General features: G+C 72.7%; 27 protein-coding genes and 5 tRNA genes. 23 read left to right on the forward strand and 9 right to left on the reverse strand.

Features of this window, described 5'->3' with window-relative positions; all coding sequences use genetic code 11:
• Nucleotides 1–20 precede the first annotated feature (20 nt).
• The 3 genes from ACPC54_RS15380 to ACPC54_RS15390 form a co-directional block, all read right to left on the reverse strand.
• Nucleotides 21–92, reverse strand: a tRNA-Val gene (locus ACPC54_RS15380).
• Nucleotides 93–126: 34 nt separating this feature from the next.
• Nucleotides 127–200, reverse strand: a tRNA-Cys gene (locus ACPC54_RS15385).
• Between the two features lie 40 nt (nt 201–240).
• Nucleotides 241–313, reverse strand: a tRNA-Gly gene (locus tag ACPC54_RS15390).
• Between the two features lie 320 nt (nt 314–633).
• On the opposite strand from ACPC54_RS15390, the gene ACPC54_RS15395 reads away from it, so the two are divergent.
• The 3 genes from ACPC54_RS15395 to ACPC54_RS15405 all read left to right on the forward strand — a co-directional run bounded on the left by ACPC54_RS15395 (nt 634) and on the right by ACPC54_RS15405 (nt 3,497).
• On the forward strand, nt 634–1,689 hold the full coding sequence (locus ACPC54_RS15395) for a chorismate-binding protein (protein ID WP_498965185.1): 1,056 nt from the start codon (nt 634–636) through the stop codon (nt 1,687–1,689).
• Between the two features lie 67 nt (nt 1,690–1,756).
• Complete coding sequence (locus ACPC54_RS15400) at nt 1,757–2,587, forward strand: aminotransferase class IV (protein ID WP_498965188.1); 831 nt, start codon at nt 1,757–1,759, stop codon at nt 2,585–2,587.
• 67 nt (nt 2,588–2,654) lie between these two features.
• Nucleotides 2,655–3,497 (forward strand): GNAT family N-acetyltransferase, encoded by an 843-nt coding sequence (locus tag ACPC54_RS15405; protein WP_498965190.1) that lies wholly within the window; start codon nt 2,655–2,657, stop codon nt 3,495–3,497.
• Between the two features lie 7 nt (nt 3,498–3,504).
• On the opposite strand, the gene ACPC54_RS15410 is transcribed toward ACPC54_RS15405, so the two are convergent.
• On the reverse strand, nt 3,505–4,005 hold the full coding sequence (locus tag ACPC54_RS15410; protein WP_498965192.1) for a DsbA family protein: 501 nt from the start codon (nt 4,003–4,005) through the stop codon (nt 3,505–3,507).
• Nucleotides 4,006–4,116: 111 nt separating this feature from the next.
• Here ACPC54_RS15410 and ACPC54_RS15415 point away from each other — a divergent pair, with 111 nt between their 5' ends.
• A complete protein-coding gene (locus tag ACPC54_RS15415; protein WP_498965194.1) occupies nt 4,117–4,575 on the forward strand; it encodes a hypothetical protein in 459 nt (152 codons plus the stop codon).
• 28 nt (nt 4,576–4,603) lie between these two features.
• On the opposite strand, the gene ACPC54_RS15420 is transcribed toward ACPC54_RS15415, so the two are convergent.
• Both ACPC54_RS15420 and ACPC54_RS15425 read right to left on the reverse strand, forming a co-directional pair.
• Nucleotides 4,604–5,173 carry a CGNR zinc finger domain-containing protein gene (locus ACPC54_RS15420; RefSeq protein WP_498965196.1) on the reverse strand — a complete coding sequence of 190 codons (570 nt, stop codon included), beginning with the start codon at nt 5,171–5,173 and terminating at the stop codon, nt 4,604–4,606.
• A gap of 407 nt (nt 5,174–5,580) precedes the next feature.
• The gene (locus tag ACPC54_RS15425) at nt 5,581–5,994 is read right to left on the reverse strand and encodes an SsgA family sporulation/cell division regulator (RefSeq protein WP_030056266.1); all 414 of its coding nucleotides are present in this window, start codon (nt 5,992–5,994) and stop codon (nt 5,581–5,583) included.
• A gap of 446 nt (nt 5,995–6,440) precedes the next feature.
• Here ACPC54_RS15425 and ACPC54_RS15430 point away from each other — a divergent pair.
• Nucleotides 6,441–6,512, forward strand: a tRNA-Val gene (locus ACPC54_RS15430).
• Between the two features lie 214 nt (nt 6,513–6,726).
• Nucleotides 6,727–6,798: transfer RNA gene (locus ACPC54_RS15435), tRNA-Val, on the forward strand.
• An 82-nt stretch (nt 6,799–6,880) separates the two neighbouring features.
• Here the strand turns inward: ACPC54_RS15435 and ACPC54_RS15440 are convergent.
• Nucleotides 6,881–7,648 carry an exonuclease domain-containing protein gene (locus ACPC54_RS15440; RefSeq protein WP_498965200.1) on the reverse strand — a complete coding sequence of 256 codons (768 nt, stop codon included), beginning with the start codon at nt 7,646–7,648 and terminating at the stop codon, nt 6,881–6,883.
• A gap of 149 nt (nt 7,649–7,797) precedes the next feature.
• Between ACPC54_RS15440 and ACPC54_RS15445 the strand changes: the two genes are divergently transcribed.
• From ACPC54_RS15445 to ACPC54_RS15460, 4 genes are all read left to right on the forward strand, one after another.
• A complete protein-coding gene (locus ACPC54_RS15445) occupies nt 7,798–8,352 on the forward strand; it encodes a DUF4365 domain-containing protein (protein WP_498965202.1) in 555 nt (184 codons plus the stop codon).
• Between the two features lie 32 nt (nt 8,353–8,384).
• Nucleotides 8,385–9,569, forward strand: a complete 1,185-nt coding sequence (locus ACPC54_RS15450) for a hypothetical protein (RefSeq protein ID WP_498965204.1) — start codon at nt 8,385–8,387, stop codon at nt 9,567–9,569.
• Nucleotides 9,570–9,651: 82 nt separating this feature from the next.
• Nucleotides 9,652–11,631 (forward strand): threonine--tRNA ligase, encoded by a 1,980-nt coding sequence (gene thrS / locus ACPC54_RS15455; protein ID WP_498965206.1) that lies wholly within the window; start codon nt 9,652–9,654, stop codon nt 11,629–11,631.
• Between the two features lie 81 nt (nt 11,632–11,712).
• Entirely contained in the window at nt 11,713–12,273 is a 561-nt protein-coding gene (locus ACPC54_RS15460) for an HIT family protein (protein ID WP_360208851.1), read from the forward strand.
• A gap of 63 nt (nt 12,274–12,336) precedes the next feature.
• Here the strand turns inward: ACPC54_RS15460 and ACPC54_RS15465 are convergent, their stop codons facing one another.
• Entirely contained in the window at nt 12,337–13,989 is a 1,653-nt protein-coding gene (locus tag ACPC54_RS15465; protein WP_498965209.1) for an AbeC-like domain-containing protein, read from the reverse strand.
• Between the two features lie 179 nt (nt 13,990–14,168).
• Here ACPC54_RS15465 and ACPC54_RS15470 point away from each other — a divergent pair, with 179 nt between their 5' ends.
• On the forward strand, nt 14,169–14,624 hold the full coding sequence (locus ACPC54_RS15470; protein WP_498965211.1) for a thiol-disulfide oxidoreductase DCC family protein: 456 nt from the start codon (nt 14,169–14,171) through the stop codon (nt 14,622–14,624).
• Nucleotides 14,625–14,630: 6 nt separating this feature from the next.
• Here ACPC54_RS15470 and ACPC54_RS15475 read toward each other — a convergent pair whose 3' ends face one another.
• Nucleotides 14,631–16,679 (reverse strand): elongation factor G-like protein EF-G2, encoded by a 2,049-nt coding sequence (locus ACPC54_RS15475; RefSeq protein ID WP_498965213.1) that lies wholly within the window; start codon nt 16,677–16,679, stop codon nt 14,631–14,633.
• A 289-nt stretch (nt 16,680–16,968) separates the two neighbouring features.
• On the opposite strand from ACPC54_RS15475, the gene pgsA reads away from it, so the two are divergent.
• The 12 genes from pgsA to yajC all read left to right on the forward strand — a co-directional run bounded on the left by pgsA (nt 16,969) and on the right by yajC (nt 26,658).
• Nucleotides 16,969–17,616, forward strand: coding sequence for a phosphatidylinositol phosphate synthase (pgsA, locus tag ACPC54_RS15480; protein WP_045700573.1), 648 nt, complete (start codon nt 16,969–16,971; stop codon nt 17,614–17,616).
• A gap of 16 nt (nt 17,617–17,632) precedes the next feature.
• Nucleotides 17,633–18,595, forward strand: coding sequence for a phosphatidylinositol mannoside acyltransferase (locus ACPC54_RS15485; protein ID WP_498965215.1), 963 nt, complete (start codon nt 17,633–17,635; stop codon nt 18,593–18,595).
• 88 nt (nt 18,596–18,683) lie between these two features.
• On the forward strand, nt 18,684–19,865 hold the full coding sequence (locus tag ACPC54_RS15490; protein WP_498965217.1) for a glycosyltransferase family 4 protein: 1,182 nt from the start codon (nt 18,684–18,686) through the stop codon (nt 19,863–19,865).
• Between the two features lie 74 nt (nt 19,866–19,939).
• Complete coding sequence (locus ACPC54_RS15495; RefSeq protein ID WP_498965219.1) at nt 19,940–20,308, forward strand: 5-carboxymethyl-2-hydroxymuconate Delta-isomerase; 369 nt, start codon at nt 19,940–19,942, stop codon at nt 20,306–20,308.
• A 29-nt stretch (nt 20,309–20,337) separates the two neighbouring features.
• Nucleotides 20,338–20,883, forward strand: a complete 546-nt coding sequence (locus ACPC54_RS15500) for a LemA family protein (RefSeq protein WP_498965221.1) — start codon at nt 20,338–20,340, stop codon at nt 20,881–20,883.
• 130 nt (nt 20,884–21,013) lie between these two features.
• Nucleotides 21,014–21,925: a pyridoxal 5'-phosphate synthase lyase subunit PdxS gene (gene pdxS, locus ACPC54_RS15505; RefSeq protein ID WP_063346811.1), complete on the forward strand. Its 912-nt coding sequence runs from the start codon at nt 21,014–21,016 to the stop codon at nt 21,923–21,925.
• A gap of 97 nt (nt 21,926–22,022) precedes the next feature.
• Nucleotides 22,023–22,646 carry a pyridoxal 5'-phosphate synthase glutaminase subunit PdxT gene (pdxT, locus tag ACPC54_RS15510; RefSeq protein WP_498965223.1) on the forward strand — a complete coding sequence of 208 codons (624 nt, stop codon included), beginning with the start codon at nt 22,023–22,025 and terminating at the stop codon, nt 22,644–22,646.
• 78 nt (nt 22,647–22,724) lie between these two features.
• Nucleotides 22,725–23,483 carry a YebC/PmpR family DNA-binding transcriptional regulator gene (locus tag ACPC54_RS15515; RefSeq protein ID WP_498965225.1) on the forward strand — a complete coding sequence of 253 codons (759 nt, stop codon included), beginning with the start codon at nt 22,725–22,727 and terminating at the stop codon, nt 23,481–23,483.
• 194 nt (nt 23,484–23,677) lie between these two features.
• Nucleotides 23,678–24,238: a crossover junction endodeoxyribonuclease RuvC gene (ruvC, locus tag ACPC54_RS15520; protein WP_498965228.1), complete on the forward strand. Its 561-nt coding sequence runs from the start codon at nt 23,678–23,680 to the stop codon at nt 24,236–24,238.
• Nucleotides 24,235–24,846: a Holliday junction branch migration protein RuvA gene (ruvA, locus tag ACPC54_RS15525; RefSeq protein WP_498965230.1), complete on the forward strand. Its 612-nt coding sequence runs from the start codon at nt 24,235–24,237 to the stop codon at nt 24,844–24,846. The genes ruvC and ruvA overlap by 4 nt, the downstream gene beginning before the upstream one ends.
• 46 nt (nt 24,847–24,892) lie before the next feature.
• A complete protein-coding gene (ruvB, locus tag ACPC54_RS15530) occupies nt 24,893–25,984 on the forward strand; it encodes a Holliday junction branch migration DNA helicase RuvB (protein ID WP_498965232.1) in 1,092 nt (363 codons plus the stop codon).
• A gap of 272 nt (nt 25,985–26,256) precedes the next feature.
• A complete protein-coding gene (gene yajC, locus ACPC54_RS15535; protein WP_498965234.1) occupies nt 26,257–26,658 on the forward strand; it encodes a preprotein translocase subunit YajC in 402 nt (133 codons plus the stop codon).
• Nucleotides 26,659–26,715: the final 57 nt, after the last annotated feature.

Genomic DNA, 26,715 nt, shown 5'->3' on the forward strand with positions numbered 1-26,715 from the left:
GGACTCCGGAGAGTCCGACGTGCGCGATACTGGGATTGAACCAGTGACCCCTACCGTGTCAAGGTAGTGCTCTCCCGCTGAGCTAATCGCGCGGGGAGGTCCCCTGGCAGAACCGGGTGATCCTCTTGGAGGTGGAGACGGGATTTGAACCCGTGTACACGGCTTTGCAGGCCGTTGCCTCGCCTCTCGGCCACTCCACCAGGCAACACACGAAGAACGATCTTACACTGTTCTCCGTCGAGCGGACGACGAGATTCGAACTCGCGACCCTCACCTTGGCAAGGTGATGCTCTACCAACTGAGCCACGTCCGCCTGTCTCCCGGGGGCTTCACCGTTTTTCCCGGCTGCGCTCCCTGGCGACGTGTTGAACTCTAGCGGATTCCCGGGCCAGCTAAAAATCCGTTCCCGCAGCGTGCCGAGGGGATGCCCGCCGAGCACCCTCCGGCCGACCCCCGCACCGGGCACCGGCCGCCACCTGCGGCGCTTCCGGACGATCACCCGCAGGCCACCCGACGCACACCCGCGCGACGCCCGCGACTGCTTGCACGCCCTCTCCAGCGCCCCGGCCGGGGCGCGCGCCCCCGACCTACACTTCAGGCACCGCCACCCCCGCACCAGCGCGCAGGAGAACCGTGTCCGGCCCCAGCGATCCCCGCACCCCGCTCGCCCGCTTCGGCGGCCGCCTGGCCACCGGGCTGCGCGACGTCACCTCGGACCCGGCCGCCCTCGACTCCACCGGCTACTGGGCCGTCGTCCACGACTTCGAGGGCCGCCTCACCTGCGCCCGCTTCGACGACGTCCGCCCCGCCCCCGCCCCCGCCCCGCCCTCCGGCGCCGGCTGGCGCGGCCCGGACGCCGGCGAGTGGCGCAGCTCCCTCGACCGCGCCGCCTACACCGCCGGCGTACGCCGCATCCGCGAACACATAGCCGCCGGCGAGGTCTACCAGGCCAACCTCTGCCGGGTGCTCTCCGCCCCGCTGCCCGATTCCGACCGCAGCGACATCGACGCCCTCACCGGCCTCCTCGCCCACGGCAACCCCGCCCCCTACGCCGGCACCGTCCGCCTGCCCGAACACGGCGTCGAGATCGCCACCGCCTCGCCCGAGCTCTACCTGCGCCGCACCGGCCGCACCGTCTCCTCCGGCCCGATCAAGGGCACCGGCCGCACCGAGGACGACCTCCTCGACAAGGACCACGCCGAGAACGTGATGATCGTCGACCTGGTCCGCAACGACCTCGGCCGCGTCTGCGACACCGGCACCGTCACCGTCCCCGACCTGTGCGCCGTCGAGAAGCACCCCGGCCTCGTCCACCTCGTCTCCACCGTCGAGGGCACCCTGCGCGCCGACGCCGGCTGGCCCGAACTCCTCGACGCCACCTTCCCGCCCGGCTCCGTCACCGGCGCCCCCAAGTCCAGCGCCCTGCGGATCATCGAAGCCCTGGAGACCGCCCCGCGCGGCCCCTACTGCGGCGCGGTCGGCTGGGTCGACGCCGACCGCGGCGAGGCCGAACTCGCGGTCGGCATCCGCACCTTCTGGCTCGACCGCACCGACCCCACCGCCCCGGTCCTGCGCTTCGGCACCGGCGCCGGCATCACCTGGGGCTCCGACCCCGACCGCGAATGGGCGGAAACCGAGCTGAAGGCCGCCCGACTCGTCGCGATAGCGTCCGGCAGCGAAACCCTCTGAAGCACCGCCGAAGCACCGCCGGCCGAATCACCCCGGCCGCCGGCACCACCCCGAGGAGCAGCGCCCGATGCACACCCCCATCACGAGCTGGGTCAACGGCACGCTCGTCGACCCCGACGAGCCCGCCGTCACCGTCCTCGACCACGGACTCACCACCGGCGACGGCGTCTTCGAAACCATGAAGGTCGTCGACGGCCGCACCTTCGCCCTCACCCGCCACCTCGACCGGCTCACCCGCTCCGCCCGCGGCCTCGGCCTGCCCGACCCCGACCACGACCTGGTCCGCGAAGCCTGCGCCCAGGTCCTCGCCGCCGACCCCGTCCCGCTCGGCCGCCTGCGCGTCACCTACACCGGCGGCACCGCCCCGCTCGGCTCCGAACGCGGCACCGCCGGCCCCACCCTGGTCGCCGCCCTCGGCGCGATCGCCCGCCGCCCCGACGAGACCGCCGTCGCCGTCGTCCCGTGGCGCCGCAACGAACACAGCGCCGTCGCCGGCCTCAAGACCACCTCGTACGCCGAGAACGTCGTCGCCCTCGCCGCCGCCCACCGCGCCGGCGCCACCGAGGCCCTGTTCGCCAACACCGCCGGCCGGCTCTGCGAGGGCACCGGCTCCAACGTCTTCGTCGTCCTCCACGGCCGCCTGCTCACCCCGCCGCTCGCCTCCGGCTGCCTCGCCGGCATCACCCGCCGACTCGTCATCGACTGGTGCGGCGCCGAGGAGGCCGACCTCCCGCTCGGCGCCCTCCAGGACGCCGAGGAGATCTTCCTGACCTCCTCCACCCGCGACGTCCAGGCCGTCACCCGCGTCGACGACCGCGAACTGCCCGGCACCGGCCCGATCACGGCCAAGGCCATGGCCGTCTTCGCCGAGCGCAGCGCCGACGACCTCGACCCGTGACCCGCACCCCCGGCGGCGCGACGGACCGGCGCGGATAACCTCCCCGACGAGGGGAAGGGACCACCACATGACCACCACGCTGCGCCCCGAGGGCCCCGAGACACCCACCGCGGCCGGCGGCCGCACCAGACGCTGGCGGATCCTCGCCAACGGCCACCAGGTCGGCTCGCTGCGCACCACTGCCGTCCCGAACGGCAGTCAACTCTGGGGCGAGATAGCCGAATTGGAGGTCACCGGAAACCGCGGCCGGGGCCGCGGCACGTTCGGCGCGCTGGCCGCCGAGGAGGTGCTGCGCAGCTGGGGCTGTACCCGGGTGGACGTCAGGATCCCCGATTCCGCGCCGACCGCCCGGGCCCTCGCCGCCGCACTCGGCTACACCGAGCGTTCCCTGGCCCTCGCCAAGCGGCTGACCGACGCCCCCACCCTGCCCGCCGGGGTGAGCGTCCGCCCGTTCGAGCAGTCCGGGCTCCGGGCCTGGCTCGACCGGTCCACGGCGCACTACACCCGCGCGCTCGTCCGCTCCGGCCTCACCGAGGAGCAGGCCCGTGCCAGGGCGGGCGACGACCAGCGGCCGCTCCCGCAGGGCGCCGACACCCCGGGCACCGTCCTGAGCAGCCTGTACGGCCCGGACGGCGAGCCGCAGCCGTACGGCTCGATCTGGGTGGACCTCCACCTGACCGACCTGCCGGACGGCGAACCGCTCGCCTGGGTCATGGTCGTCGAGGTGTCCCCGGCCCACCGGGGCCGGGGACACGGACGCGCTCTGATGCTGCTCGCCGAACGCGAGTGCCTGGCCGCCGGCGTGCGCAACCTCGGGCTCAACGTCTTCGCCGACAACCCGGTGGCGATCCGCCTCTACGCCTCGCTCGGCTACCGGATCACCAACCGGCTCTACGGCAAGCAGCTTTGACGACGGGTCAGGAGGCGTTCGCCGCCTCGATCACGGCCACGATCCGCTCCCGCAGCCCCTCCTGGCTCTGCCCGCCGTCCAGCCGCTGCCCGCCGATCACGTACGTCGGCGTGCCCGTGACCCCGATCGCCTTGCCCTCGGCCTGGTCGGAGTCCACGGTCAGCATGTGCCGGCCGTCGATCAGCGCGGTGTCGACCTCCTCGACGTCCACCCCGACCTCCCGGGCCACGTCCAGCAGCACCTGCTGCCCGCGCGCGCCCAGGTCCTCCGCCCGGGCCAGCAGCGCCTCCACGAACGGCCACCCCAGCCCCTGCGCGAACGCCTCCTCGGCCGCCTCGGCGGCGGCGTAGGCGTGCTTGTGCTTCTCCAGCGGGAAGTGCCGCAGCTCCACGGGCAGCGCGTCGCCGTACTGCGCGCGCAGCGCCCGGACGTCGTCCAGCGCGGTGCGGCAGTCCGTGCACTGCAGGTCGCACCAGAACTCAAGGCGGGGGAGGGAACCATCGATCATCCCCCCAGTGTTCCACTAAGGGGAGCCCGTTCCGGCCGGAGGTGCTCCCGCCGAGGACCGACAGGGAGGCGCCGGAATGACCGGATCGATCGGACGCGAAAGGGTGCGGCCGTGCTGACCGCGGCGATCAGCTTCCTGCTCACGGCGGGCGGGGTCGCGGTCGCGGGCCTGCGGGCCCGGCGGCGGCGCTTCCTCTCGGCGACCCGCTGGTTCGCGGTCGCCCTGCTGCCCGCCGGGCTCTACCTCACCGGCCTCTTCCCGCTGGCGAGCACCATCGGCCACGCGTTCGCCGACTGGGCGACCAAGCTGGTCTTCGACCCCCGGGTGTGGACGGGCGTCGTGCTGCTCGGCGTCTCCGCGGCGCTGCTGCTGGCGACCGCCCGCTGGGGCGGTCGGCGCGACGCGGTCGAGTCGGTCCCCGAGCGCCCGGCGGCCGCGGGCCCGGCCCCCGACCGTCCGGCGGTGGCGCCCACCCCGCCGAAGCCGAAGAAGCGGGCCGGCGGCAAGCGGGACGACGGTCTCGGCGATTTCGCCGACATCGAGGAGATCCTCCGCAAGCGCGGCATCTGACCTGCGGCGGCGCGGCCCGGCCCGGGGCTCAGGCGGAGGGAACGGTCTCCGCCGAACGCTGCCGGGCCCGGTACGCGGCGACGTGCAGCCGGTTCCCGCAGGTGCGGCTGTCGCAGTAGCGCCGCGAGCGGTTGCGCGAGAGGTCGACGAAGACCCGCGCGCAGTCCGGCGCCTCGCACCGCCGCAGCCGCTCCCGCTCGCCGGCCATGAAGATGAAGGCCAGCGCCATGCCGAGCTCGGCCGCCAGGTGGTCGCCGATCGCGGCGTGCGGTGCGAAGTAGTGGATGTGCCAGCCGTGGTGGTCGTGGTTGACCAGCCGGGGCGTGGTCCCGGCGGCCGCGACGACCGCGTTGACCAGCTCGGCGGCGTCCTCGGTGGACTCCGTCCCGAAGACCTCGCGCAGCCGGGTGCGCAACGCCTGGACCCGGTGCAGGTCCTCCTCGGTGAGCGAGTCGATCTCGCTGATCTCCTGCTGGACCACGAACGCGTTCAGCGCCGCGACGTCCGGCAGCCGCTCGGTGCCGCACACCTCGGGTGCGGTGTTGAGCAGATCGACGAGGATGCTCAGCGCGCACTCGGTGTCATGGGTGATCAGCACGTCGGGGACTCCTCGCGCAGGGGGACTCCGGGTACCCCGCGGACACGGTTGACCCAAGACCATACCGGGCCGTGCGGCCGAAGGGCGGCCCCTTCCTTCGAAGGCGTGTACGGATTCCGCCAGAGCCCCGCAAACCGGGCGCACCACCGGCCGTGCGCCGCCCGTACGCCCCCCGGGAACGCCAACGGCGCCCGGCACCGGGGCCGATCACCCGTGAGGGTGACCGGCCCCGGTGCCGGGCGCCGGAGGTGGCGACGACCCGCTCCGGTGGGAACGGGCCGCTCACCGGCCCCGAGGCCGCGTGGTGCGCGGCTGAGTCTGCTGCCGTGCCCCCGAGTAGGACGGCAGAGCGGACGGCAAGAGGTACGGCCCCGCTGACAACGGGGCTGGACCGCCTCCGGTCGGGGTCAGCTTTCGGCGAGGATGTGGGACAGCTCCCGGTCGAGGTCGAAGTGACGGTGTTCGGTGCCGGGGGGCACCGCGGCGTCCGTCCGCTTGAGGAACGACTCAAGCGCCCGGGCCGGGGCCTCCAGCAGGGCCTCTCCTTCCGGAGAGCTAAGCGCGATGCAGACCACCCCTTGCCCGTGGCTGCGCGACGGCCACACCCGGACGTCGCCGGTACCGGTCGGTCGGTGCAGCCCCTCCGCGAGGAGATCTCGGGCGAACACCCACTCCACGGTCTCGTCGGCGCCCGTGTGGAACGTGGCGTGCACGGCATAGGGGTCGGCGGTGTCGTAGCGCAGGCCCGCGGGGACGGGCAGTGAGGACTCGCTGGACACGATGAGGCGCAGGTGCAGCTCGCAGCTGACCGTGGTGTTCATAAGCGCCATGGCCTTTCGCTCAGTGTGCGCTCGGGGAATCGCACGTCGGCGAACGGACCATCCCACCCCGAAGACCGATGTAAACCCCTCTGTCCCGATTCGGGCGCGAGTCGTACCCCTTACGGCGCATTGCGGAATCGCCCCGCAGTACCCGCCCGGGGCATTACCGGCGGTTCTCTCCGGCGGGTTTCCCGCTCGGCCCGTACCGGGCTTGGAGGAAGCGCCAGGACGGGCCGGGAACAGGGGAGCGGGTGGTGCGGCCCTGCCTGACGAGTCGGCCGCACGGGCGAGTGCGGCGGGGGAGGGGCGGGCCCCGGCCGAGGCCCGGGCCGGTGGGCCGACCGGGTACAGGGCGGCGCCGGCCGGCCCGGGCGGCCGGCCCCGGCCCCGGGCGAGGAGGGTGTTCGGACCACCCCCCGGGATGCGGTAATGTTTTCCCTGCACCCGGGCGATTAGCTCAGCGGGAGAGCACTTCGTTCACACCGAAGGGGTCACTGGTTCGATCCCAGTATCGCCCACCGGAATGCATTGTGATATGTGAGGCCCAGCCGATTATCGGCTGGGCCTTACATGTATTTCCGGAATCCCCGGAACGCCCCCGCAAATCCCGCCCCCGCACTGAGGCTCAGTCACCTTCCGCGCGGAGCCCGAGTTCTGCGGATGCGTCGGCCCCCCGGAACGGGCGAGTTGTACGACCGCCTCCGAACGGTGCTACAGTTCATCTCGTTGCCCGGGCGATTAGCTCAGCGGGAGAGCACTTCGTTCACACCGAAGGGGTCACTGGTTCGATCCCAGTATCGCCCACCGGACAGCATGCAGGCCCTGATCGGGAAACCGGTCAGGGCCTGCGGTGCGTCCGGGCCCGAACCGCCGTCCGGTCCCGCCGCTACGCCGCCGCCTCGCAGCCGTGCTCCGGCTCCAACCGCCGTCCGCACACGCACCGGGCCGGCCGCAGCGGCCACGACAGGTCCACCCGCTCCGGCGTCCCCGACCGGTCGAACCAGCGCTGCAACCCCCGCGCCTGCGCCGCGTGCCAGATCGCCTGCCGCAGGTGCAGCTCCGCCGCCGACAGCCCGCCCAGCGCCGCCGGGTACCGGGCGCCGATCCGCCGGGTCAGCGCCAGCGCCGCCGTCGCGTCCGCCGCCGCATCGTGCGCCCCGGTCAACTCCACCCCGTAGTGCGCGCACAGGTCGGTCAGCGTCCGGCGGCCCTTGCGGTACCGGTCCACGTGCTTGTCCAGCACCCGCGGGTCGAGTATCACCAGCCCCGCCGCACCCAGGCCGCCCGCCAGCGTCACCCCGTGGTGCCGGCGCAACTCCCGGTCCAGCAGCGTCAGGTCGTACGGCGCGTTCATCACCACCACCGGACACCCGGCCCGCGCCTGGGCCGCCAGCGCCTGGGTCACCTCCGCCACCACCGCACGGGCCGGACGGCCGTGCGCGCGGACCCGCTCGTCGCTGATGCCGTGCACCGCGCGGGCGCCGTCCGGGATCGGGACACCCGGATCGGCGAGCCACGTGGTGCTCTGCGCCGGTTCGCCCGGGGAGAGTTGGACGACCAGGGCGGCCGAGACGATCCGATCGGACTCCACGTCCACGCCGGTGGTCTCGGTGTCGAAGGAGGCGAGTGGGCCGGTGTACCAGAGCTGCTGCATGACTGCCCCTCAGGCCGAGCGTTCCGCACCCGGTAGATACCCGGTTCTGACGCCCGCTCAACCCGTTTGGCGCAGGCCGGGCCGGGGATCCCCCTAGGGAGCGTCCCGTTCGAACAGGACGGGCCCGGAGCCGGGGGAGGCCACGGGCGATGGCACTGACGCAACCGCAGCCGGACGGGGCCGCGGCCGTCCTGCGCGGCAACCTCGCGGTCACCGCCTGCATGGAGACCCTGCAGGTCGGCTACCTGCACGCGGTCGCCGCCGCGGCCGGCTGCTCGCTCTCCCAGCCGTTCCCGGACAACGGCATCGACTGGCAGGTCAGCCACGGCTCCCCGGAGCACGAGGTCGACGACGAGGTCACCGTCAAGATCCAGCTCAAGGCCACCCAGCAGATCGCCCCCGACCCGGCCGGGCCGCACTTCAGCTTCACCCTCGACAACGCGCACCTGCGCAAACTCGCCCGCCCCCGGGTCGCCGTCCCCCGCATCCTGGTCGTGATGCTGCTCCCCAGCCGGGTCGACCAGTGGCTGCGGGCCCGGCCCGACGCCATGGAACTGCGGCACTGCTGCTACTGGGTCAACCTGGCCGGCCACCCCGTCACCGGACGGCGGCGCACCAACGTCCGGGTGCCCACCGACAAGGTCTTCGACGACCGCGCGCTCTGCGACATCATGGCCCGGGTCGGCGTGGGCGAGAGCCCGTGACCGCCCGGCCCCGGCAGCGAGGGAGCACACCCATGACACCGCCGCACGGACCGGGCGAGCCCGCCCGCCCCCTGCCCGACCCGGCCGCCGTCGACCCCGCGGTGCTGGCCACCCTGCTCGCCCGGCACGGCTGGATCCGGCGCGGCGGCCCCGCCGCCCGCTACGGCCGCTGGACCCCGCCCGACGACGAACCCGGCACCAGCCTCCTCGTCCCCGCCGGCGACGGCTTCGACGACGCCGTCGACCTCCTCGCCGACGCCGTCACCGCCCTCTCCCGCTCCCACACCCCCAGCGCCCGCTCGATCCTGCTCGCCCTCGCCGTCCCCGGCGACGAACTGCGCTGGCACCGCGACCTGCCCGGCCCCGCCGACACCGCCTCCTGGGACGACGCCGAACGGCTCCAACGGGCGGCACGCACGATGCTCGCCGCCGGTGCCAAGGCCGGACGGACCAGGGCCGCCTACTACGGCGCCCGGCTGGACGGCCCCGCCGCGGACTTCCTCGACCGCGTCCTGGTCGTCGAACAGGGCGCCGTCGACCAGGGCGCCGCCCTCACCGCCCACACCCCCGCCCCCGAGGGCCGCACCGCCGTCACCACCCTGGTCCGCGCCCTGGAGGCACTGCGCGACGCCGTCGACTACCGCCGGGTCAGCGGCGGGCCCGAGGCCTTCGAGAACGCCGTCCAGGCCGGAGTCAGCCGGGAGCTCGTCCAGTCCGTCGAGGAACTGGTGCGCGGCACCACCGGCGCCGGGCTCGCCGTCGCCTGGTCCGCCGCCGCCGGCATCCCCGGCGGCTTCGGCGACCGCCGGATCGCCCTCGACTTCTCCCCCGGCGACCTGCCCGCCCTCGCCGAGGCCGCCGAACTCCTGGAACGGCTCGAACCCGCCGTCGCCGTCACCGTCACCGGCCTGGTCGTCCGCCTCAAGCGGGCCGACCCCGGCGGGGCCGGCTCGGTACGGCTCCGGGTGCTCGGCGGCGCCGAGGTCCGCGAGCTGAAGGTCCGGCTGCCCGACCCCGACTACCGGATCGCCGCCGAAGCCCACCTGGCCGGCCTGCCCGTCCGGCTCTCCGGACGGCTCGAACCGCGCGGCGGCTTCCGCCGACTCGGCCGGCCGCACGGCCTGGAACTCCTCACCGGCTGGGCGGACGGCGACCGCGAGCAACTGCTCAAGGGGCTCCGGGACGGGGGAGAGGCGGGGGAGAGCGCACATAGGTGAGCAGCAGAGGTGACGCTCTCGGTACCATCGTCACGCGCAGCGCAGTGTTGCGTCCTCTAATCCAGCACGTCAGGAGAGACCGGTGACGGACGTCCGGGTAATCATCAGCCGCGAACCCGATCGGGAAGAGCGCGTGGTGACGACGGGCACCACGGCCGCCGAGCTCTTCGCCGACGACCGCTCGATCATCGCCGCCCGCGTCGGCGGCCAGCTCAAGGACCTCGCCTACGCCGTCCAGGACGGCGACGAGGTCGAGCCGGTCGCGATCGGCAGCAAGGACGGCCTCGACATCCTGCGCCACTCCACCGCGCACGTCATGGCCCAGGCCGTGCAGCAGCTCTACCCCGAGGCCAAGCTCGGCATCGGCCCGCCGGTCAAGGACGGCTTCTACTACGACTTCGACGTCGAGAAGCCCTTCCACCCCGATGACCTCAAGGCCATCGAGAAGAAGATGCAGGAGATCATCAAGCGCGGGCAGAAGTTCTCCCGCCGCGTGGTCACCGACGAGGCCGCCGCCGAGGAACTCGCCGCCGAGCCGTACAAGCTGGAGCTGATCGGCCTCAAGGGCTCCGCCGCCACCGCCGGCGAGGGCGCCGACGTCGAGGTCGGCGCCGGCGAGCTCACCATCTACGACAACCTGGACGCCAAGACCGGCGAGCAGTGCTGGGGCGACCTCTGCCGCGGCCCGCACCTGCCCAGCACCCGGCACATCCCGGCGTTCAAGCTGATGCGCAACGCCGCCGCCTACTGGCGCGGCAGCGAGCGCAACCCGATGCTCCAGCGGATCTACGGCACCGCCTGGCCGACCAAGGACGAGCTCAAGGCCCACCTCGACTTCCTCGTCGAGGCCGAGAAGCGCGACCACCGCAAGCTCGGCAACGAGCTCGACCTCTTCTCCATCCCCGAGGAGATCGGCTCCGGCCTCGCCGTCTTCCACCCCAAGGGCGGCATCATCCGCCGGGCGATGGAGGACTACTCGCGCAAGCGGCACGAGGAAGAGGGCTACGAGTTCGTCTACACCCCGCACGCCACCAAGGGGAAGCTCTTCGAGAAGAGCGGCCACCTCGACTGGTACGCGGACGGTATGTACCCGCCCATGCAGCTCGACGAGGGCGTGGACTACTACCTCAAGCCGATGAACTGCCCGATGCACAACCTGATCTTCGACGCGCGCGGCCGCTCGTACCGTGAACTGCCGCTGCGCCTCTTCGAGTTCGGGACGGTGTACCGGTACGAGAAGTCCGGCGTCGTGCACGGCCTGACCCGGGCCCGCGGCTTCACGCAGGACGACGCGCACATCTACTGCACCCGCGAGCAGATGGCGGCGGAGCTCGACTCCACGCTGACCTTCGTGCTCAACCTCCTGCGTGACTACGGTCTGACCGACTTCTACCTCGAGCTGTCGACCAAGGACCCGGTCAAGTACGTCGGAAGCGACGAGACCTGGGAGGAGGCCACCGCCGTCCTGGCGGCCGTGGCCGAGAAGCAGGGTCTGCCGCTGGTTCCGGACCCGGGCGGCGCGGCCTTCTACGGGCCGAAGATCTCGGTCCAGGCGCGCGACGCCATCGGCCGGACCTGGCAGATGTCGACCATCCAGCTGGACTTCAACCTGCCCGAGCGCTTCGACCTGGAGTACACCGCCGCGGACGGCTCGCGTCAGCGACCGGTCATGATCCACCGCGCGCTGTTCGGCAGCATCGAGAGGTTCTTCGCGGTGCTGCTGGAGCACTACGCCGGCGCCATGCCGCCGTGGCTGGCCCCGGTCACCGTGACCGGTATCCCGATCACCGACGAGCACGTGCCGTACCTGCTGGAGGTCGCGGCCGAGCTCAAGAAGCACGGGATCCGGGTCGAGGTCGACACCTCGGACGACCGCATGCAGAAGAAGATCCGCAACGCGCAGAAGACCAAGGTCCCGTTCATGCTGATCGCGGGTAACGACGACGTCGAGGCGGGCGCGGTGTCGTTCCGCTACCGCAACGGCGAGCAGAAGAACGGTGTGCCGCTCGCGGACGCCGTCGCCGAGATCGTCGAGGCCGTGAAGAACCGCATCCAGGTGTGATGCCGTAGTCGGACCGTCACGTGCGGGGCAGGCTCTCGATGAGTCTGCCCCGCACGGCTTTGCAAGCACGGCTGGGCGAATATGCTGATCAGCATGACGACTGAGCCGGAACTGCAGCGGGGCGTCGGTGAGCCGGACGGCTTCCGCCGCCTGTGGACCCCCCATCGGATGGCGTACATCCAGGGTGAGAACAAGCCCACCGGCCCGGCTCCGGACGACGGTTGTCCGTTCTGCTCGATCCCGTCGCTGAGCGACGAGGACGGGCTGGTCATCGCCCGGGGGAGCGCCGTGTTCGCGGTGCTCAACCTGTACCCGTACAACGGCGGGCACCTGATGGTGGTCCCGTACCGGCACGTGGCGGACTACACCGACCTGGACGAGGCGGAGACGGCCGAGCTGGCCGACTTCACCAAGCGGGCGATGACCGCGCTGCGGGCCGCGTCCGGGGCGCACGGGTTCAACATCGGGATGAACCAGGGAGCGGCGGCCGGTGCCGGGATCGCGGCGCACCTGCACCAGCACGTGGTGCCGCGCTGGGGCGGGGACACCAACTTCATGCCGGTGGTCGGCCACACCAAGGTGCTGCCGCAGCTGCTGGCGGACACCCGCAAGATGCTGGCCGAGGCCTGGCCGCAGGACTGAGGCAGCCGAAGAGGGGCCCGCCACCGAGGAGTTCGGTGGCGGGCCCCTTCGCGTCGGTGCCGGTCAGTTGGCGTTGAAGCTGTCCACCTCGTACGGGCGGCTGCCCTGCGCCTCGGACTTGATGATCGAGGTGCGGTTCTTGAAGAAGCGGTCGGCGTCGAGGTCGTGCTCCTGGAGGAACTCCAGCGTCGCGTTGTGGACGGCGTTGAGCACCGGGACGGAGAGGTTCATGGCGTTGTCGACCATGGAGCGGTTCTCCCACGCCCGGCCGACCCAGATGTGCCGGAGGCCGAAGGGCTCGGGCAGGCCGAGGCCGCCGCCGAGCCAGCCGAGCAGGCCGGGCATCCGGTGGAAGGGGGCGCGGACGGCCTGGCGGACGACCTCGTCGTTGTCGATCAGCGGGAGCTTGACCGTGCGTTCCTCCCAGAACTTCACGGTCTTGGGGATCGACTTCTCCTTGTCCTTGGGCTTGTCGAAGAAGACGCCCTTGACCGGGCCGAGCGCGTAGCCGGCCACGGCGATGGTGAGCACGTCGGCGAGCAGGGTCACCGTGACGGTGAAGGTGAGCACCAACTTGCCGTCGTGGGTGATGAACTGGGTGGCCAGGTAGTGCCGGGGGCCGCCGGGGAAGGTCTGCTTGTCGGCGATGCTCTGGACGGCGAAGTCGCGCATCCGGTCGCCGTCCATGTCGGCGCTGCCGGCGGCGGGGCGGCTGATCTCGTCGGCGCCCTCGCCGATGTCGAAGACCACCCACTGCTTGATCTGGACGTTGGGGATGCCGCTGTTGGCGACGTGGCTGATTCCGAGGCCCTTGAGGTGGGCGGAGATCCGGCGGATCAGGTCCCAGGGGTGGAAGGCGCGGAAGTCGCCGTGGCCGGGGGCGGGGTGGAGGGTGTCGGCGAGGCGCCACTCGCCCCAGCGGCGGCCGGCGCCGAGGATGCCCTTGGGGCCGGCGTAGTGCTGGATGTTGGTCTCCTGCTCGGCGTCCAGGCGGCCGAGCTTGTCGCGCAGGTCGTTGGCCTTCTTGTCCAGGTCGTCGCGGGGGACGGCCCGGGAGACGGTGGCGGCGACGGCGCTGCCGCCGACGAGGTCCTGCCAGCGGGCGCGGAGGTCCTTGGCGGAGCGCTCGACGATCCGGCGGGCCAGGTACCAGCCGATGACCGGGGCGAGCATGGTGATCCGCAGGTAGAGGCCGAGGACGCCGGCGGCCGGGGGGCGCACCGCGAGCAGGACGGCGAGGATGCCGGCGGCGATCAGGGCGAGGCCGCCGTAGACGTCGGCGCCGCGCCGGTTGTCCCGCTTGAGCCAGGCGCGCAGCTGGAAGGCGCCGAGCCAGACCAGGGTGCCGGGCAGGAAGAGCAGGGCGGTGACGACGGTGACGGTGCTGAGCTGACGGTCGCGGGTGGTGCGGAGTTCTTCGGCGGCCAGGCAGTGTTCGACGACCTGGCGGGAGTCGACGCCGAAGGAGGGGACGAGGGGTTTGCGGTCGCCGCCGAGGGCGCGGGAGATTAGCGCCTTGCTGAAGGCCTCGCCGAGGTTGGGGCGGAAGAGCGCGAAGCGGCCCTTCTTGGCGGTGGCGTCGGTGACGGCGTCGACGAAGTCGGTGACTTCGCCGTCGCGGTAGGCGGCCGAGGAGAGCGCCAGGCTGACGGCGGTCTGCGGGCCGGTATCGGTCCGGGGTATCTGCGCACCCGGGGTCATGTCGAGTGTGGTCACGGCGGCGTCCCCTCCTCCCCTTGTCAGCGGCAGGTTACCGTGCTGCGGCACGGTCGCGCGGATGATCGTCTGAAGTACCGTCACGATCAGGCCGCGGCGCGCCCGAGGGGCATGATGCCCAGCTTCGGGCAGGTCGATACCCGGTGGGGCGGGGTGGGCGAGGGCGGAGGAGGATGGAGGTGTTCAGCGAGTTCGGGGAGGTTGCCGTGAAGGATCCGGTGCTGGTTTTCGACGGGGATTGCGCGTTCTGCTCGTCCTGTGTGCGGTGGGGTGAGCGGTACCTGCGGCAGACGCTGGCCTCGGGGGGCTGGGAGGCGGTGCCGTTCCAGTTCGCGGATCTGGCGGAGTTGGACGCGTCGGCGGGCGGTCGGGGTGAGGTGTCGGCCGAGCGGGCGGAGCGCGAGGTGCTGTGGGTGACGCCGGGGGGCCGGGTGTACGGGGGCGCGCAGGCGGTGGCGCGGTTGCTGATGCGCTCCGGCGGGGTGTGGGCGTACGCCGGGGCGGCGCTGGCGTTGGCGCCGGTGCGGCCGGTGGCGGCGTTGGCGTACCGCTGGGTGGCGCGCAACCGGCACCGGATGCCGGGGGGTACGGCGGCGTGTGCGCTGCCCGCCCGTAAGCCCGTCGAGTCGGCGTAGGGCCGTTCAGCCGGTGTAGCGCGCGGCGAGGGCGGGGGGCATGGGTTCGTGGCGCAGGTGGGCGCGGGAGAACTCGGCGGTGCCGTGGGTGAGTGAGCGCAGGTCGACGGGGTAGCGGACGAGTTCGAGTTCGGGGACCTCGGCGCGCAGCAGGGTGAGGCCGGGGCCGCCGGTCTCGGTGCCGAGGACGCGGCCGCGGCGGGCGGAGAGGTCGCCGAGGACGGCGCCGAGGTAGTCGTCGGGGAGCAGGACGGTGACGGCGGCGACGGGTTCGAGCAGGCGGATGACGGCGTGCTCGGCGGCGTCGCGCAGGGCGAGGGCGGCGGCGTTCTGGAAGGAGGCGTCGGAGGAGTCGACGGAGTGGGCCTTGCCGTCGGTGAGGGTGACGCGGACGTCGACGAGCGGGTGGCCGGTGGCGACGCCCTTGGCGAGTTGGGCGCGGACGCCCTTCTCGACGGAGGGGATGAAGTGTTTGGGGACGGCGCCGCCGACGACGTGCTCCTGGAATTCGAAGCCGGAGCCGGCGGGGAGCGGTTCGACTTCGAGGTCGCAGATGGCGTACTGGCCGTGGCCGCCGGACTGTTTGACGAGGCGGCCGTGGCCGGCGGCGGCGGTGCCGAAGGTCTCGCGGAGGGCGACCTTGGGTTCGACGGTGTCGACGTGGACGCCGTGGCGGGTGCGCAGGCGGTCGAGGACGACGTCGGCGTGGGCTTCGCCGGTGCACCAGAGGACGAGCTGGTGGGTGTCGGGGTTCTGTTCGACGCGGAGGGCGGGGTCTTCGGCGGCGAGGCGGGTGAGGGCCTGGGAGAGCCTGTCGTCGTCGGCCTTGCTGTGGGCTTCGACGGCGATGGGCAGCAGGGGGTCGGGGAGGGCCCAGGCGTCGAGGTCGACGGGGTGGCCGGGTTCGTGGACGGTGTCGCCGGCGCGGGCGGTGGTGAGTTTGGCGGCGCAGACGAGGTCGCCGGCGATGGCGTGCGGGACGGGGCGCTGGAGTTTGCCGAAGGGGCTGGTGAGGGCGGTGACGCGGTCGTCGCCGTTCTGGTCGGCGGTGTGGGCGGGGCCGCTGAGGTGGATCTTGGTGTCGGGGCGCAGGGTGCCGGCGTAGACGCGCAGCAGGCTGATCCGTCCGACGTAGGCGTCGCCGGTGACGCGGATGACCTGGGCGGCGAGGGGGGCGTCGGGGTCGCAGTCGGGGGCGGGGCGGGTGCGTTCGGTGGGGTCGGGGAAGGTGTGGGCGATGAGGTCGAGGAGTTCGGCGGCGCCGAGGCCGTTCTCGCTGGTGGGGACGGCGGGGTGGAGGGTGCAGGCGAGGACTTCGCGGCGCAGGCCGGCTTCGAGGGCGTCGGGGTCGAGGGGGTCGCCGGCGAGGTAGTGCTCCATGAGGGTGTCGTCCTGGCCGGAGATGGCTTCGACGAGGCTGTCGTGGGCGGGGCCGGTGTCGGGGAGCGGGGTGGCGTCGCCGTACGTGTCGCCGGTGATCAGGTCGACGCTGCCGTCCGGGTGGCCGTCGTGGAGGACGGGGAGGAAGAGCGGGCGGAGGGTGTCGGGGCCGAGGTCGAAGGCGTCGTGGCAGGTGCTGAGGATGTCGTCGAAGGGGGTGCGCGCGAGGTCGAGTTTGGCGACGGCGATGGCGCGGGGGATGCCTTCGGCGACGCATTCGCGCCAGAGGGCGCGGGTGGGGGCGGTGACGGGGTCGGTGGCGGAGACGACGAAGACGGCGGCGTCGGCGGCGTGGAGGGCGGCGCGCAGGTCGGCGGTGAAGTCGGGGTGGCCGGGCGGGTCGATCAGGTTGATCTTGACGCCCTTCCATTCGAGGGGGAGGAGGGAGAGCTGGACGGAGCGCTGTTGCTGGTGCTCGATGTCCTCGTGGTCGGAGACGGTGGTGCCGTCGGTGACGCGGCCGGCGCGGCCGGTGGCGCCGGCGGCGAGGGCGAGGGATTCGGCGAGGGTGGTCTTGCCCACACCGGCGGGGCCGATGAGGGCGACGTTGCGCAGGTCCTGGGGGCGGGTGACGGCGGGTGCCTGGCCGGCTCGTGCCGTGCTGCGGTCGGGCATCGGGGTCTCCTCCCGTGGCGCCGAGGCTGTCTCTTGGCAGTCTTTGGCAGTCTAGGGTCGGGTGTCGCGGTGGCGCGTGCCGTACGGGTGGTCGGCGCGCCCGCCGGGCGGGTGGTCGGTGACCGTACGTGTGTGCGGGGTGGCCGGTGCGCGGAGCGGCGGTGCGTGCGACGGAGGGTGTCCCGGGCGTGGCTACGATGGGTGCGCCGGGCGGGCTGATCCGTTCGGCCGTCTGCCGCGCGTGCCGCGCCAGGCGGGTGCCTGGAGGATCGGAGCGGCTGGGAAGGCCATGCTCAACAAATACGCGCGTGCCTTCTTCACACGTGTTCTGACCCCGTTCGCCGCGTTCCTGATCCGGCTGGGCGTGAGCCCGGACGCCGTGACGCTGATCGGTACCGCCGGTTCGGTGGCCGGTGCGCTGGTGTTCTTCCCGCGTGGGGAGTTCTTCTGGGGCACCATCACGATCACGCTGTTCATCTTCTCGGACCTGGTGGACGGGAACATGGCCCGGCAGCTGGGTCGGAGCACCAAGTGGGGGGCGTTCCTGGACTCCACGCTGGACCGGGTCGCCGACGCGGCGATCTTCGGCGGTCTGGCCATGTGGTACGCCGGTCAGGGTGACAACAACCTGCTGTGCGCGGTGGCGATCTTCTGCCTGGCGAGCGGCCTGGTGGTGTCGTACACGAAGGCGCGGGCGGAGAGCCAGGGCCTGCCGTGCGACGTGTCGGGCCTGGTGGAGCGGGCGGAGCGGCTGGTGGCCAGCCTGGTGGCGGCCGGGGTCGCGGGCCTGCACAAGTTCGGGGTGCCGTACGTGGAGTGGCTGCTGCCGGTGGCGCTGTGGCTGGTGGCGGCGGGCAGCCTGGTGACGGTGTTCCAGCGCATGCTGACCGTGCGCCGCGAGGCGTTCGAGGCCGACCGTGCGGCGGCCGGGAGTTGACGGGGGGCGTCCTGCGGTGACGGACCGACTGGTGTACTGGGCGTACGCGCTGGGCTGGGGGGTGCTGAAGCACCTGCCGGAGTCGTGGGCGCGGGCGCTGTTCGACCGGCTGGCGGACTACGCGTGGCGCAAGCGCGGCAAGCGGGTGCTCCAGCTGGAGCGGAACCTGCTGCGGGTCCGTCCGGGCCTGGACGAGGCCGCGCTGCGGGAGCTGTCGCGGGCCGGGATGCGCTCGTACCTGCGCTACTGGATGGAGTCGTTCCGGCTGTCGGAGTGGAGCCGGGAGCGGGTGGCCCGGGACGTCCGGGTGGAGGGCTTCGAGCACCTGAAGGCGCCGCTGGAGGCCGGGCGGGGCGCGGTGATAGCGCTGCCGCACATGGGGAACTGGGACCTGGCGGGGACCTGGGTGGCGCAGCAGGGCCACCCGTTCACGACGGTGATGGAGCGGTTGAAGCCGGAGCGGCTGTTCGACCGGTTCGTGGCGTTCCGGGAGGCCCAGGGCATGGAGGTGCTGGGGCTGACCGGCGGGTCGGTGAACGTGATCGGCACGCTGGCGCGGCGGCTGCGCGAGGGGAAGCTGGTCTGCCTGGTGGGGGACCGGGACCTGTCGGAGGCGGGCATCGAGGTGTCGTTCTTCGGTGAGGCGACGCGGATGCCGGCCGGTCCGGCGGCGCTGTGCCAGCGGACCGGGGCGGCGCTGCTGCCGGTGACGCTCTGGTACGACGGGCCGGTGATGCGGGCGCGGATCCACCCCGAGCTGGTGGCGCCCGAGGAGGGCGACCGCAAGGAGCGGACCCGGGCGATGACGCAGGCGATGGCGCGGGTGTGGGAGCGGGGGATCGCCGAGCACCCGCAGGACTGGCACATGCTGCAGAAGTTCTGGCTGGCGGACCTGCCCGTCCGTGCGACGGTGGGGGAGCCGTCCGCGGCGCCCGTCGAGGCGGCTCCGGAGCCCGCGGCCGAGGCCTCCGGCGCCTGATCCGCCCCGCCCGTCCGACCGCCGTGACCGCCCGTGCGGCTGCCCGCAGGTCCGCCCGTACGTCCGCCCGAAGGAGCTTGAGGAACCCGTGAAGATCGGCATCGTCTGCCCGTACGACTGGGACGTCCCCGGCGGGGTGCAGTTCCACATCCGGGACCTGGCCGAGCACCTGATCGGCCTGGGCCACGAGGTGTCGGTGCTGGCGCCGGCCGAGGACGACGAGGCGCTGCCGCCGTACGTGGTCTCGGCCGGGCGGGCGGTGGCGGTGCCGTACAACGGGTCGGTGGCGCGGCTGAGCTTCGGGTTCCTGTCGGCGGCGCGGGTACGGCGGTGGCTGCACGACGGGCGGTTCGACATCCTGCACGTGCACGAGCCGGCCTCGCCGAGCCTGTCGATGCTGGCGGCGTGGTCGGCGAGCGGGCCGATGGTGGGGACGTTCCACACCTCGAACCCGCGCTCGCGGGCGATGATCGCGGCGTCGCCGATCCTGCAGCCGGGCCTGGAGAAGATGCGGGCCCGGATCGCGGTGTCGGAGTACGCGCGGCGGACGCTGGTGGAGCACCTGGGCGGGGACGCGGTGGTGATCCCGAACGGCGTCGACGTCGGCTTCTTCGCCGAGGCGGAGCCGGACGAGCGCTGGATGGGCCACGCGGCGAAGGGGGAGCCGGGCACGATCGGCTTCATCGGGCGGATCAACGAGCCGCGCAAGGGCCTGCCGACGCTGCTGGCGGCGCTGCCGCGGATCCTGGCCGAGCGGCCGGGGGTGCGGCTGCTGGTGGCGGGCAAGGGCGACGAGGCGGAGGCCGTCGCGGGCCTGGCGCCGGAGTTCCGGGGCCAGGTGGAGTTCCTGGGCATGGTGTCGGACCGGGAGAAGGCCCGGTTGCTGCGCAGCGTGGACCTGTACGTGGCGCCGAACACGGGCGGCGAGAGCTTCGGGATCATCCTGGTCGAGGCGATGTCGGCGGGTGCGCCGGTGCTGGCGAGCGACCTGGACGCGTTCAAGCAGGTGCTGGACGGCGGGGACGCGGGGGAGCTGTTCCCGGTGGAGGACGCGGACGCGCTGGCGCGGACGGCGCTGCGGCTGCTGGGGGATCCGGCGCGGCTGGAGCAGCTGCGCGAGGCGGCCTCGCGGCACGTGCGGCGGTTCGACTGGTCGACGGTCGGCGCGGACATCCTGGCGGTGTACGAGACGGTGACGGCCGGGGAGGCCGCGGTGGTCGAGGACGTGCGGGGCACCCGGCGGGGCCGGTTCGGGCTGGCCAGGGACTGACGTCCGGCGGCGGGTGGGGGTTAGGGTCGGCGACCGTAACCGCTCGATCCCGTACGACTCCTTGGGGGCAACCGATGCCGCAGATCTCCGTCGACTACTCGGCCGACCTGGCCGGGACCTTCGACCGCCGGGCGCTCGGCCTGGCGATCAACCGGCTCGCGGAGGAGACCATCGACGCGAAGCCGGAGGCCTGCAAGACGGTGTTCCACCAGCACGACGTGCTCGTGGTGGGAACGACCGGGACGCCGGCCGACGCGCAGGTGTTCGTCGAGTTCCAGATCTTCCCCGGCCGCACGCCGGAGGCGAAGGCGGCGCTGAGCGAGGGCGTGCTGGCGCTGCTGGCGGAGCACGTGAAGCCGGGCCCCGGGGTGCGGCTGTTCACCGCGGTGGACGTCGCGGACATCGACCGGGACAGCTACCGGAGCGCGACCGCTCAGGGGTGAGCAGGTGACACCCGGTAACGTAGCGGCCCGTGACTACCTGGATCTGGGCCGGCGTGGCCGTGGTGCTGTTCGGCATGTACCTGAGTTGGACGGCCGGCCGGCTGGACCGGCTGCACGCCCGGATCGACGCCGCGCGGGCGGCGCTGGACGCGCAGCTGGTCCGGCGGGCGTCGGTGGCGATGGAGCTGGCGACCTCCTCGCTGCTCGATCCGGCGGCCTCGCTGCTGCTGCTGGACGCGGCGCACGCGGCTCGGCAGGCGGACGACGAGCAGCGCGAGGTGGCGGAGAGCCAGCTGAGCCTGGCGCTGCGGGCGGTGTTCGAGGAGCCGGAGCAGGTGGCGGCGCTGGTGGCGGAGCCGGGCGGCGAGGAGGCGGTTCGTGATCTGACGGCCGCGGTGCGCCGCGTGCCGATGGCCCGCCGGTTCCACAACGACGCGGTGCGGGCGGCGCGGGCGGTGCGCGAGCACCGGCTGGTGCGGTACTTCCGGCTGGCGGGCAAGGCGCCGTTCCCGCTGGCGTTCGAGATGGATGACGCCCCGCCGCCCGCTCTCACGCCCGAGGGAGCGCCTGCTTAGGCTGTCCCCCGGATACGGCCCGTTTGTCGCATCCCATCGCCCTGGCTGGACTCGGTGGCACATGGAGGGGCCACTCGTCCGGCCTACCATAGGGCGATAGCACTGGTTCATCCTTGGAGTGAGGTCTCACGTGTCCACCACCCCCACCACCGCAGACCAGCCGCAGATCGGCACCGCCCGGGTCAAGCGCGGCATGGCCGAGCAGCTCAAGGGCGGTGTGATCATGGACGTGGTCAACGCCGAGCAGGCCAAGATCGCCGAGGACGCCGGTGCGGTGGCCGTCATGGCGCTGGAGCGGGTGCCGGCGGACATCCGCAAGGACGGCGGCGTGGCCCGCATGTCCGACCCCAACATGATCGAGGAGATCATCGAGGCGGTCTCCATCCCGGTGATGGCCAAGTCCCGCATCGGCCACTTCGTCGAGGCCCAGGTCCTGCAGTCGCTCGGCGTCGACTACATCGACGAGTCCGAGGTGCTGACCCCGGCCGACGAGGTCAACCACTCCGACAAGTGGGCCTTCACGACCCCCTTCGTCTGTGGCGCCACCAACCTGGGCGAGGCCCTGCGCCGCATCGCCGAGGGCGCGGCCATGATCCGCTCGAAGGGCGAGGCCGGCACCGGCAACGTCGTCGAGGCCGTCCGCCACCTGCGCCAGATCAAGAACGAGATCGCCAAGCTGCGCGGCTTCGACAACAACGAGCTGTACGCCGCCGCCAAGGAGCTGCGTGCCCCGTACGAGCTGGTCAAGGAGGTCGCCGAGCTCGGCAAGCTGCCGGTCGTGCTGTTCTCCGCCGGTGGCGTGGCCACCCCGGCCGACGCCGCGCTGATGCGCCAGCTGGGCGCCGAGGGCGTCTTCGTCGGCTCCGGCATCTTCAAGTCGGGTGACCCGGCGAAGCGTGCCGCCGCGATCGTGAAGGCCACCACCTTCTTCGACGACCCGAAGATCATCGCGGACGCCTCCCGCAACCTGGGTGAGGCCATGGTCGGCATCAACTGCGACACCCTGCCGGAGACCGAGCGCTACGCCAACCGCGGCTGGTAGTCACCCGCCCCCGCCGAGCCGGCCCGCCGTTGCGCCTCGGCGCGCGGCGGGCCGCGCCACGTACGTCCGTAGTAACGATCGATTGAGGTTGAAGACCGTGAGCACTCCAGTCATCGGCGTCCTCGCCCTGCAGGGCGACGTCCGCGAGCACCTGGTGGCGCTGGCCGAGGCCGACGCGCTCGCCCGTCCGGTGCGCCGCGCCGAGGAGCTGGCCGAGGTCGACGCGCTGGTGATCCCCGGCGGGGAGTCCACCACCATGTCCAAGCTGGCGCTGCTGTTCGACGTGATGCAGCCGCTGCGCGACCGCGTCGCCGCCGGGATGCCGGTGTACGGCACCTGCGCGGGCATGATCATGCTGGCCGACAAGATCCTGGACGGCCGGGACGACCAGGAGACGGTCGGCGGGATCGACATGACCGTGCGCCGCAACGCCTTCGGCCGCCAGAACGAGTCCTTCGAGTCCGGCATCGACTTCGCGGGCCTGGGCGACGACCCGGTGCACGGCGTGTTCATCCGCGCCCCCTGGGTCGAGGAGGTCGGCGCGGGCGTCCAGGTGCTGGCCGAGCTGCCCGCCGCGGACGGCCCGGACAGCCGGATCGTGGCCGTGCGCCAGGGAAACCTGCTGGCCACGTCCTTCCACCCGGAACTGACCGGCGACCACCGGGTGCACGCGTACTTCGTGCGGATGGTCGAGGAGCACCTCGCCGTGGCCGCGCACTGACCGTGTGCGCCTCACCGGTGGCGACACCGGTAAGATCTCATCTGTTCATTTCCCTTTGGCGACGTAAAGGAGCTGGCGATGTCCGGCCACTCTAAGTGGGCTACCACCAAGCACAAGAAGGCCGTGATCGACGCCAAGCGCGGCAAGCTCTTCGCCAAGATGATCAAGAACATCGAGGTGGCGGCGAAGACCGGCGGCCCCGACCCGGCGGGCAACCCGACCCTCTACGACGCCATCCAGAAGGCGAAGAAGAGCTCGGTCCCGATCGACAACATCAACCGCGCCGTCAAGCGCGGTGGCGGTCTGGAGGCCGGCGGCGCCGACTACCAGACCATCATGTACGAGGGCTACGGCCCGAACGGCGTCGCCGTCCTGATCGAGTGCCTCACCGACAACCGCAACCGCGCGGCCTCCGACGTGCGCGTCGCGATGACCCGCAACGGCGGCTCGATGGCCGACCCGGGCTCGGTGTCGTACCTGTTCACCCGCAAGGGCGTCGTGATCGTCCCCAAGGCTGACGGCGTGGACGAGGACAAGCTGTTCGAGGTCGTTCTCGACCAGGAGCCCGAGGAGATCAACGACCTCGGCGAGTCGTTCGAGATCGTCTCCGAGGCCTCCAAGATGGTCGCCGTCCGCACCGCGCTGGTGGACGCCGGCGTCGACTACGACTCGGCCGAGGCCAACTTCCTCCCGAGCATGCAGGTCGAGCTGGACGTCGACGGCGCCCGCAAGATCCTGAAGCTGATCGACGCGCTGGAGGACAGCGACGACGTGCAGAACGTCTTCGCCAACTTCGACATCTCCGACGAGGTCGGTGCGCAGCTCGACGCCGAGTAGCAGCGGCGACGAGTGAGCGTTCTCACTGCCCGGCCCGGTGGTCCCAGGACCGCCGGGCCGGTGTCGTCCGCTCGGGTTGTCGGACCCCGGCGGTAGCCTTCGCAGGTCCTTCGCTGCGAGCCGAAGGGAGCGTCGGTATCGGGTCGGAGCGCCCGGAGGCGAGTGGCGAGTCACCGAGAGACGGGCGGGGCGGCGTGGTACGGGTACTGGGCGTGGACCCGGGGCTGACCAGGTGCGGGGTCGGCGTGGTCGAGGGCGCGCCGGGCCGGCCGTTGCGGATGGCCGGGGTCGGCGTGGTGCGCACCCCCGCCGAGGCGGAGATCGGGCAGCGGCTGCTGCTGGTCGAGCAGGGCCTGGAGGCGTGGCTGGACGAGCACCGGCCGGACCTGGTCGCCGTCGAGCGGGTCTTCGCCCAGCACAACGTCCGGACGGTGATGGGCACCGCGCAGGCCAGCGCCGTCGCGATGCTGTGCGCCACCCGGCGGGGCATCCCCGTCACGCTGCACACCCCGAGCGAGGTCAAGGCGGCCGTCACCGGCTCCGGCCGGGCCGACAAGGCGCAGGTCACCGCGATGGTGCAGCGCCTGCTGCGGCTGGACGCCCCGCCCAAGCCCGCCGATGCCGCCGACGCGCTGGCGCTGGCCATCTGCCACATCTGGCGCGGCGGGACGACCAACCGGCTGCAGGCCGCCGTCCAGGCCGCCCGCGCCACCCCCGTGAAAGACCCCTCCCTTCTGAAAGGCAGGACCCGGTGATCGCCTTCGTCCAAGGGCCCGTCGCGGCCGTCTCCGCCGGTCTCGCGGTGATCGAGGTCGGCGGGGTCGGCATGGCCGTCCAGTGCACCCCGAACACCCTGGCCGGCCTGCGGCTCGGTGAGCCCGCCCGGCTGGCGACCTCGCTGGTCGTCCGGGAGGACTCGCTGACCCTGTTCGGCTTCGCGGACGACGACGAGCGGGCCGTGTTCGAGATCCTGCAGGCGGCGCCGGGTGTCGGCCCCAAGCTGGCGCAGGCGATCCTCGGCGTGCACAGCCCGGACGCGCTGCGCGCCGCGGTGGCGGGCGGCGACGAGAAGGCGCTGGTCGCCGTCCCCGGCATCGGCAAGGCGAAGGCGGCGAAGCTGCTGCTGGAGTACAAGGACAAGCTCGGCGCCCCGCTCGGCGCGGTGCCCGCGCAGAAGCCGATCGCGGCCGGCCCGGCGCCGTGGAGCGACCAGCTGCACTCCGCGCTGACCGGCCTCGGCTACGCTCCGCGCGAGGCGGACGAGGCGGTGGCCGCCGTCGCCCCGGAGGCGGAGGCCCAGCAGACGCCGGACGTCGGCGCCCTGCTGCGGCTCGCGCTGCGGGGCCTGAACCGCGCCCGCTGAAGCAGTTTGACGACCTGTCAGTTTGTCGACCATGGAGCCCGCAGAGATGAGTCCGTACGACTCCGACCCCGCCGACCGGCTGGTCACGGCCGCCGCCGATGGCGAGGACCAGGCGGTGGAGGCGGCGCTGCGCCCCAAGCTGCTGGACGAGTTCATCGGCCAGGAGCGGGTGCGCGAGCAGCTGTCCCTGGTGCTGCAGGCGGCCCGCAAGCGCGGCAGCGCGCCCGACCACGTACTGCTGAGCGGGCCGCCCGGGCTGGGCAAGACCACTCTGTCCATGATCATCGCCGCCGAGCTGGGCGCCCCGATCCGGATCACCTCCGGGCCGGCCATCCAGCACGCGGGCGACCTCGCGGCGATCCTCTCCTCGCTGACCGAGGGCGAGGTGCTCTTCCTCGACGAGATCCACCGGATGTCCCGGCCGGCCGAGGAGATGCTCTACATGGCGATGGAGGACTTCCGGGTCGACGTGATCGTCGGCAAGGGCCCGGGCGCCACCGCCATCCCGCTGGAGCTGCCGCCGTTCACCCTGGTCGGCGCCACCACCCGGGCCGGCCTGCTGCCGCCGCCGCTGCGCGACCGCTTCGGTTTCACCGGGCACATGGAGTTCTACGCCCCGGCCGAGCTGCAGCGGGTGGTGCACCGCTCGGCGGCGCTGCTGGACGTGGAGATAGACCCGGCCGGCGCGGCCGAGATCGCCGGGCGCTCGCGCGGCACGCCGCGCATCGCCAACCGGCTGCTGCGACGGGTCCGCGACTACGCCCAGGTGCGGCACGACGGCCAGGTCACCGCCGCGATCGCCGCCCAGGCGCTGGACGTCTACGAGGTGGACGCGCGGGGCCTGGACCGGCTGGACCGCGCGGTGCTGGACGCGCTGCTGCGGCTGTTCGGCGGCGGCCCGGTCGGTTTGTCGACACTGGCCGTCGCGGTGGGGGAGGAGTCGGAGACCGTCGAGGAGGTCGCCGAGCCGTTCCTGGTCCGCGAGGGCCTGCTGGCGCGGACCCCGCGCGGGCGGATCGCCACCGCCGCCGCCTGGCAGCACCTCGGCCTCACTCCACCGGTGCACAGCCCGCCGGTCCAGACCACCCGCGGCGCCGTGCCGCCGCAGCCGGAGCTGTTCCCGGCCGAGGAAGGCTGATCGCGCCTACGCCGAACGGGTGAGGAACGGGTGGCGGGTGCCCGCCGGTTCACACCCCGTGCCGGACCGGTCGCTCGCGCAGGAGCCGGGGGAGAAGTCCGGGGAAACGGTGCAGGCGGAGGCTCGCCACTTTCGGCGGCAGGATGCGATGCTTGGCGTTGTCCGATCAGTTCGGGGTCGCCTAGACTCCGCCGGACCGCCCCTCTCACCTGACGGGCCGACCAATACCACACAGGCCGCCGGCCGGCGGCCCGTAAAGGACCCTGGCTGCAGTGAACCTCATCATCCTCCTCCTCCCCGTTCTCCTGATCGTGTTCATGTTCCGGGCGCAGAAGAAGCGCCAGGCGCAGATGTCGCAGATGCAGACCGCGCTGGAGCCCGGAGCGGGAGTGCGCACCATCGGTGGCCTGTACGCCCAGGTGAAGGCGGTCAACGAGGAGACCGTCGAGCTGGAGATCGCGCCCGGCGTGGTCACCCACTTCACCAAGAGTGCGGTCGCCGCCGTCCTGGACCCCCAGGAGTACGACGCGATCATCAACGGCCGCCCCGCCGATGACGAGCTGCCCGAGCCGGAGGCCGAGGACGCCGTGCCGGTCGAGGACAAGCCGCTGTCGCTCAGCAAGGAGAGCGCGGAGAAGGGCGACGCCGAGGGCGGGGCTCCCGCGAGCAAGTAAGACGGTCGGGCACCCGCCCGGCCGCGCGGCGCAGTGTGCCGCGAGCCCACAGGACCT

Source organism: Kitasatospora sp. NPDC094028, assembly GCF_049543595.1.
GTDB lineage: Bacteria > Actinomycetota > Actinomycetes > Streptomycetales > Streptomycetaceae > Kitasatospora.

Excerpts from the sequence above, each read along its gene's own strand:
- ACPC54_RS15400 (WP_498965188.1), top strand. The coding sequence starts at position 1,757 with ATGCACACCCCCATCACGAGCTGGGTCAACGGCACGCTCGTCGACCCC.
- ACPC54_RS15405 (WP_498965190.1), top strand. The coding sequence starts at position 2,655 with ATGACCACCACGCTGCGCCCCGAGGGCCCCGAGACACCCACCGCGGCC.
- ACPC54_RS15410 (WP_498965192.1), bottom strand. The coding sequence starts at position 4,005 with ATGATCGATGGTTCCCTCCCCCGCCTTGAGTTCTGGTGCGACCTGCAG.
- ACPC54_RS15425 (WP_030056266.1), bottom strand. The coding sequence starts at position 5,994 with ATGAACACCACGGTCAGCTGCGAGCTGCACCTGCGCCTCATCGTGTCC.
- ACPC54_RS15440 (WP_498965200.1), bottom strand. The coding sequence starts at position 7,648 with ATGCAGCAGCTCTGGTACACCGGCCCACTCGCCTCCTTCGACACCGAG.
- ACPC54_RS15445 (WP_498965202.1), top strand. The coding sequence starts at position 7,798 with ATGGCACTGACGCAACCGCAGCCGGACGGGGCCGCGGCCGTCCTGCGC.
- ACPC54_RS15450 (WP_498965204.1), top strand. The coding sequence starts at position 8,385 with ATGACACCGCCGCACGGACCGGGCGAGCCCGCCCGCCCCCTGCCCGAC.
- ACPC54_RS15460 (WP_360208851.1), top strand. The coding sequence starts at position 11,713 with ATGCTGATCAGCATGACGACTGAGCCGGAACTGCAGCGGGGCGTCGGT.
- ACPC54_RS15475 (WP_498965213.1), bottom strand. The coding sequence starts at position 16,679 with ATGCCCGACCGCAGCACGGCACGAGCCGGCCAGGCACCCGCCGTCACC.
- pgsA (WP_045700573.1), top strand. The coding sequence starts at position 16,969 with ATGCTCAACAAATACGCGCGTGCCTTCTTCACACGTGTTCTGACCCCG.
- ACPC54_RS15495 (WP_498965219.1), top strand. The coding sequence starts at position 19,940 with ATGCCGCAGATCTCCGTCGACTACTCGGCCGACCTGGCCGGGACCTTC.
- ACPC54_RS15515 (WP_498965225.1), top strand. The coding sequence starts at position 22,725 with ATGTCCGGCCACTCTAAGTGGGCTACCACCAAGCACAAGAAGGCCGTG.
- ruvB (WP_498965232.1), top strand. The coding sequence starts at position 24,893 with ATGAGTCCGTACGACTCCGACCCCGCCGACCGGCTGGTCACGGCCGCC.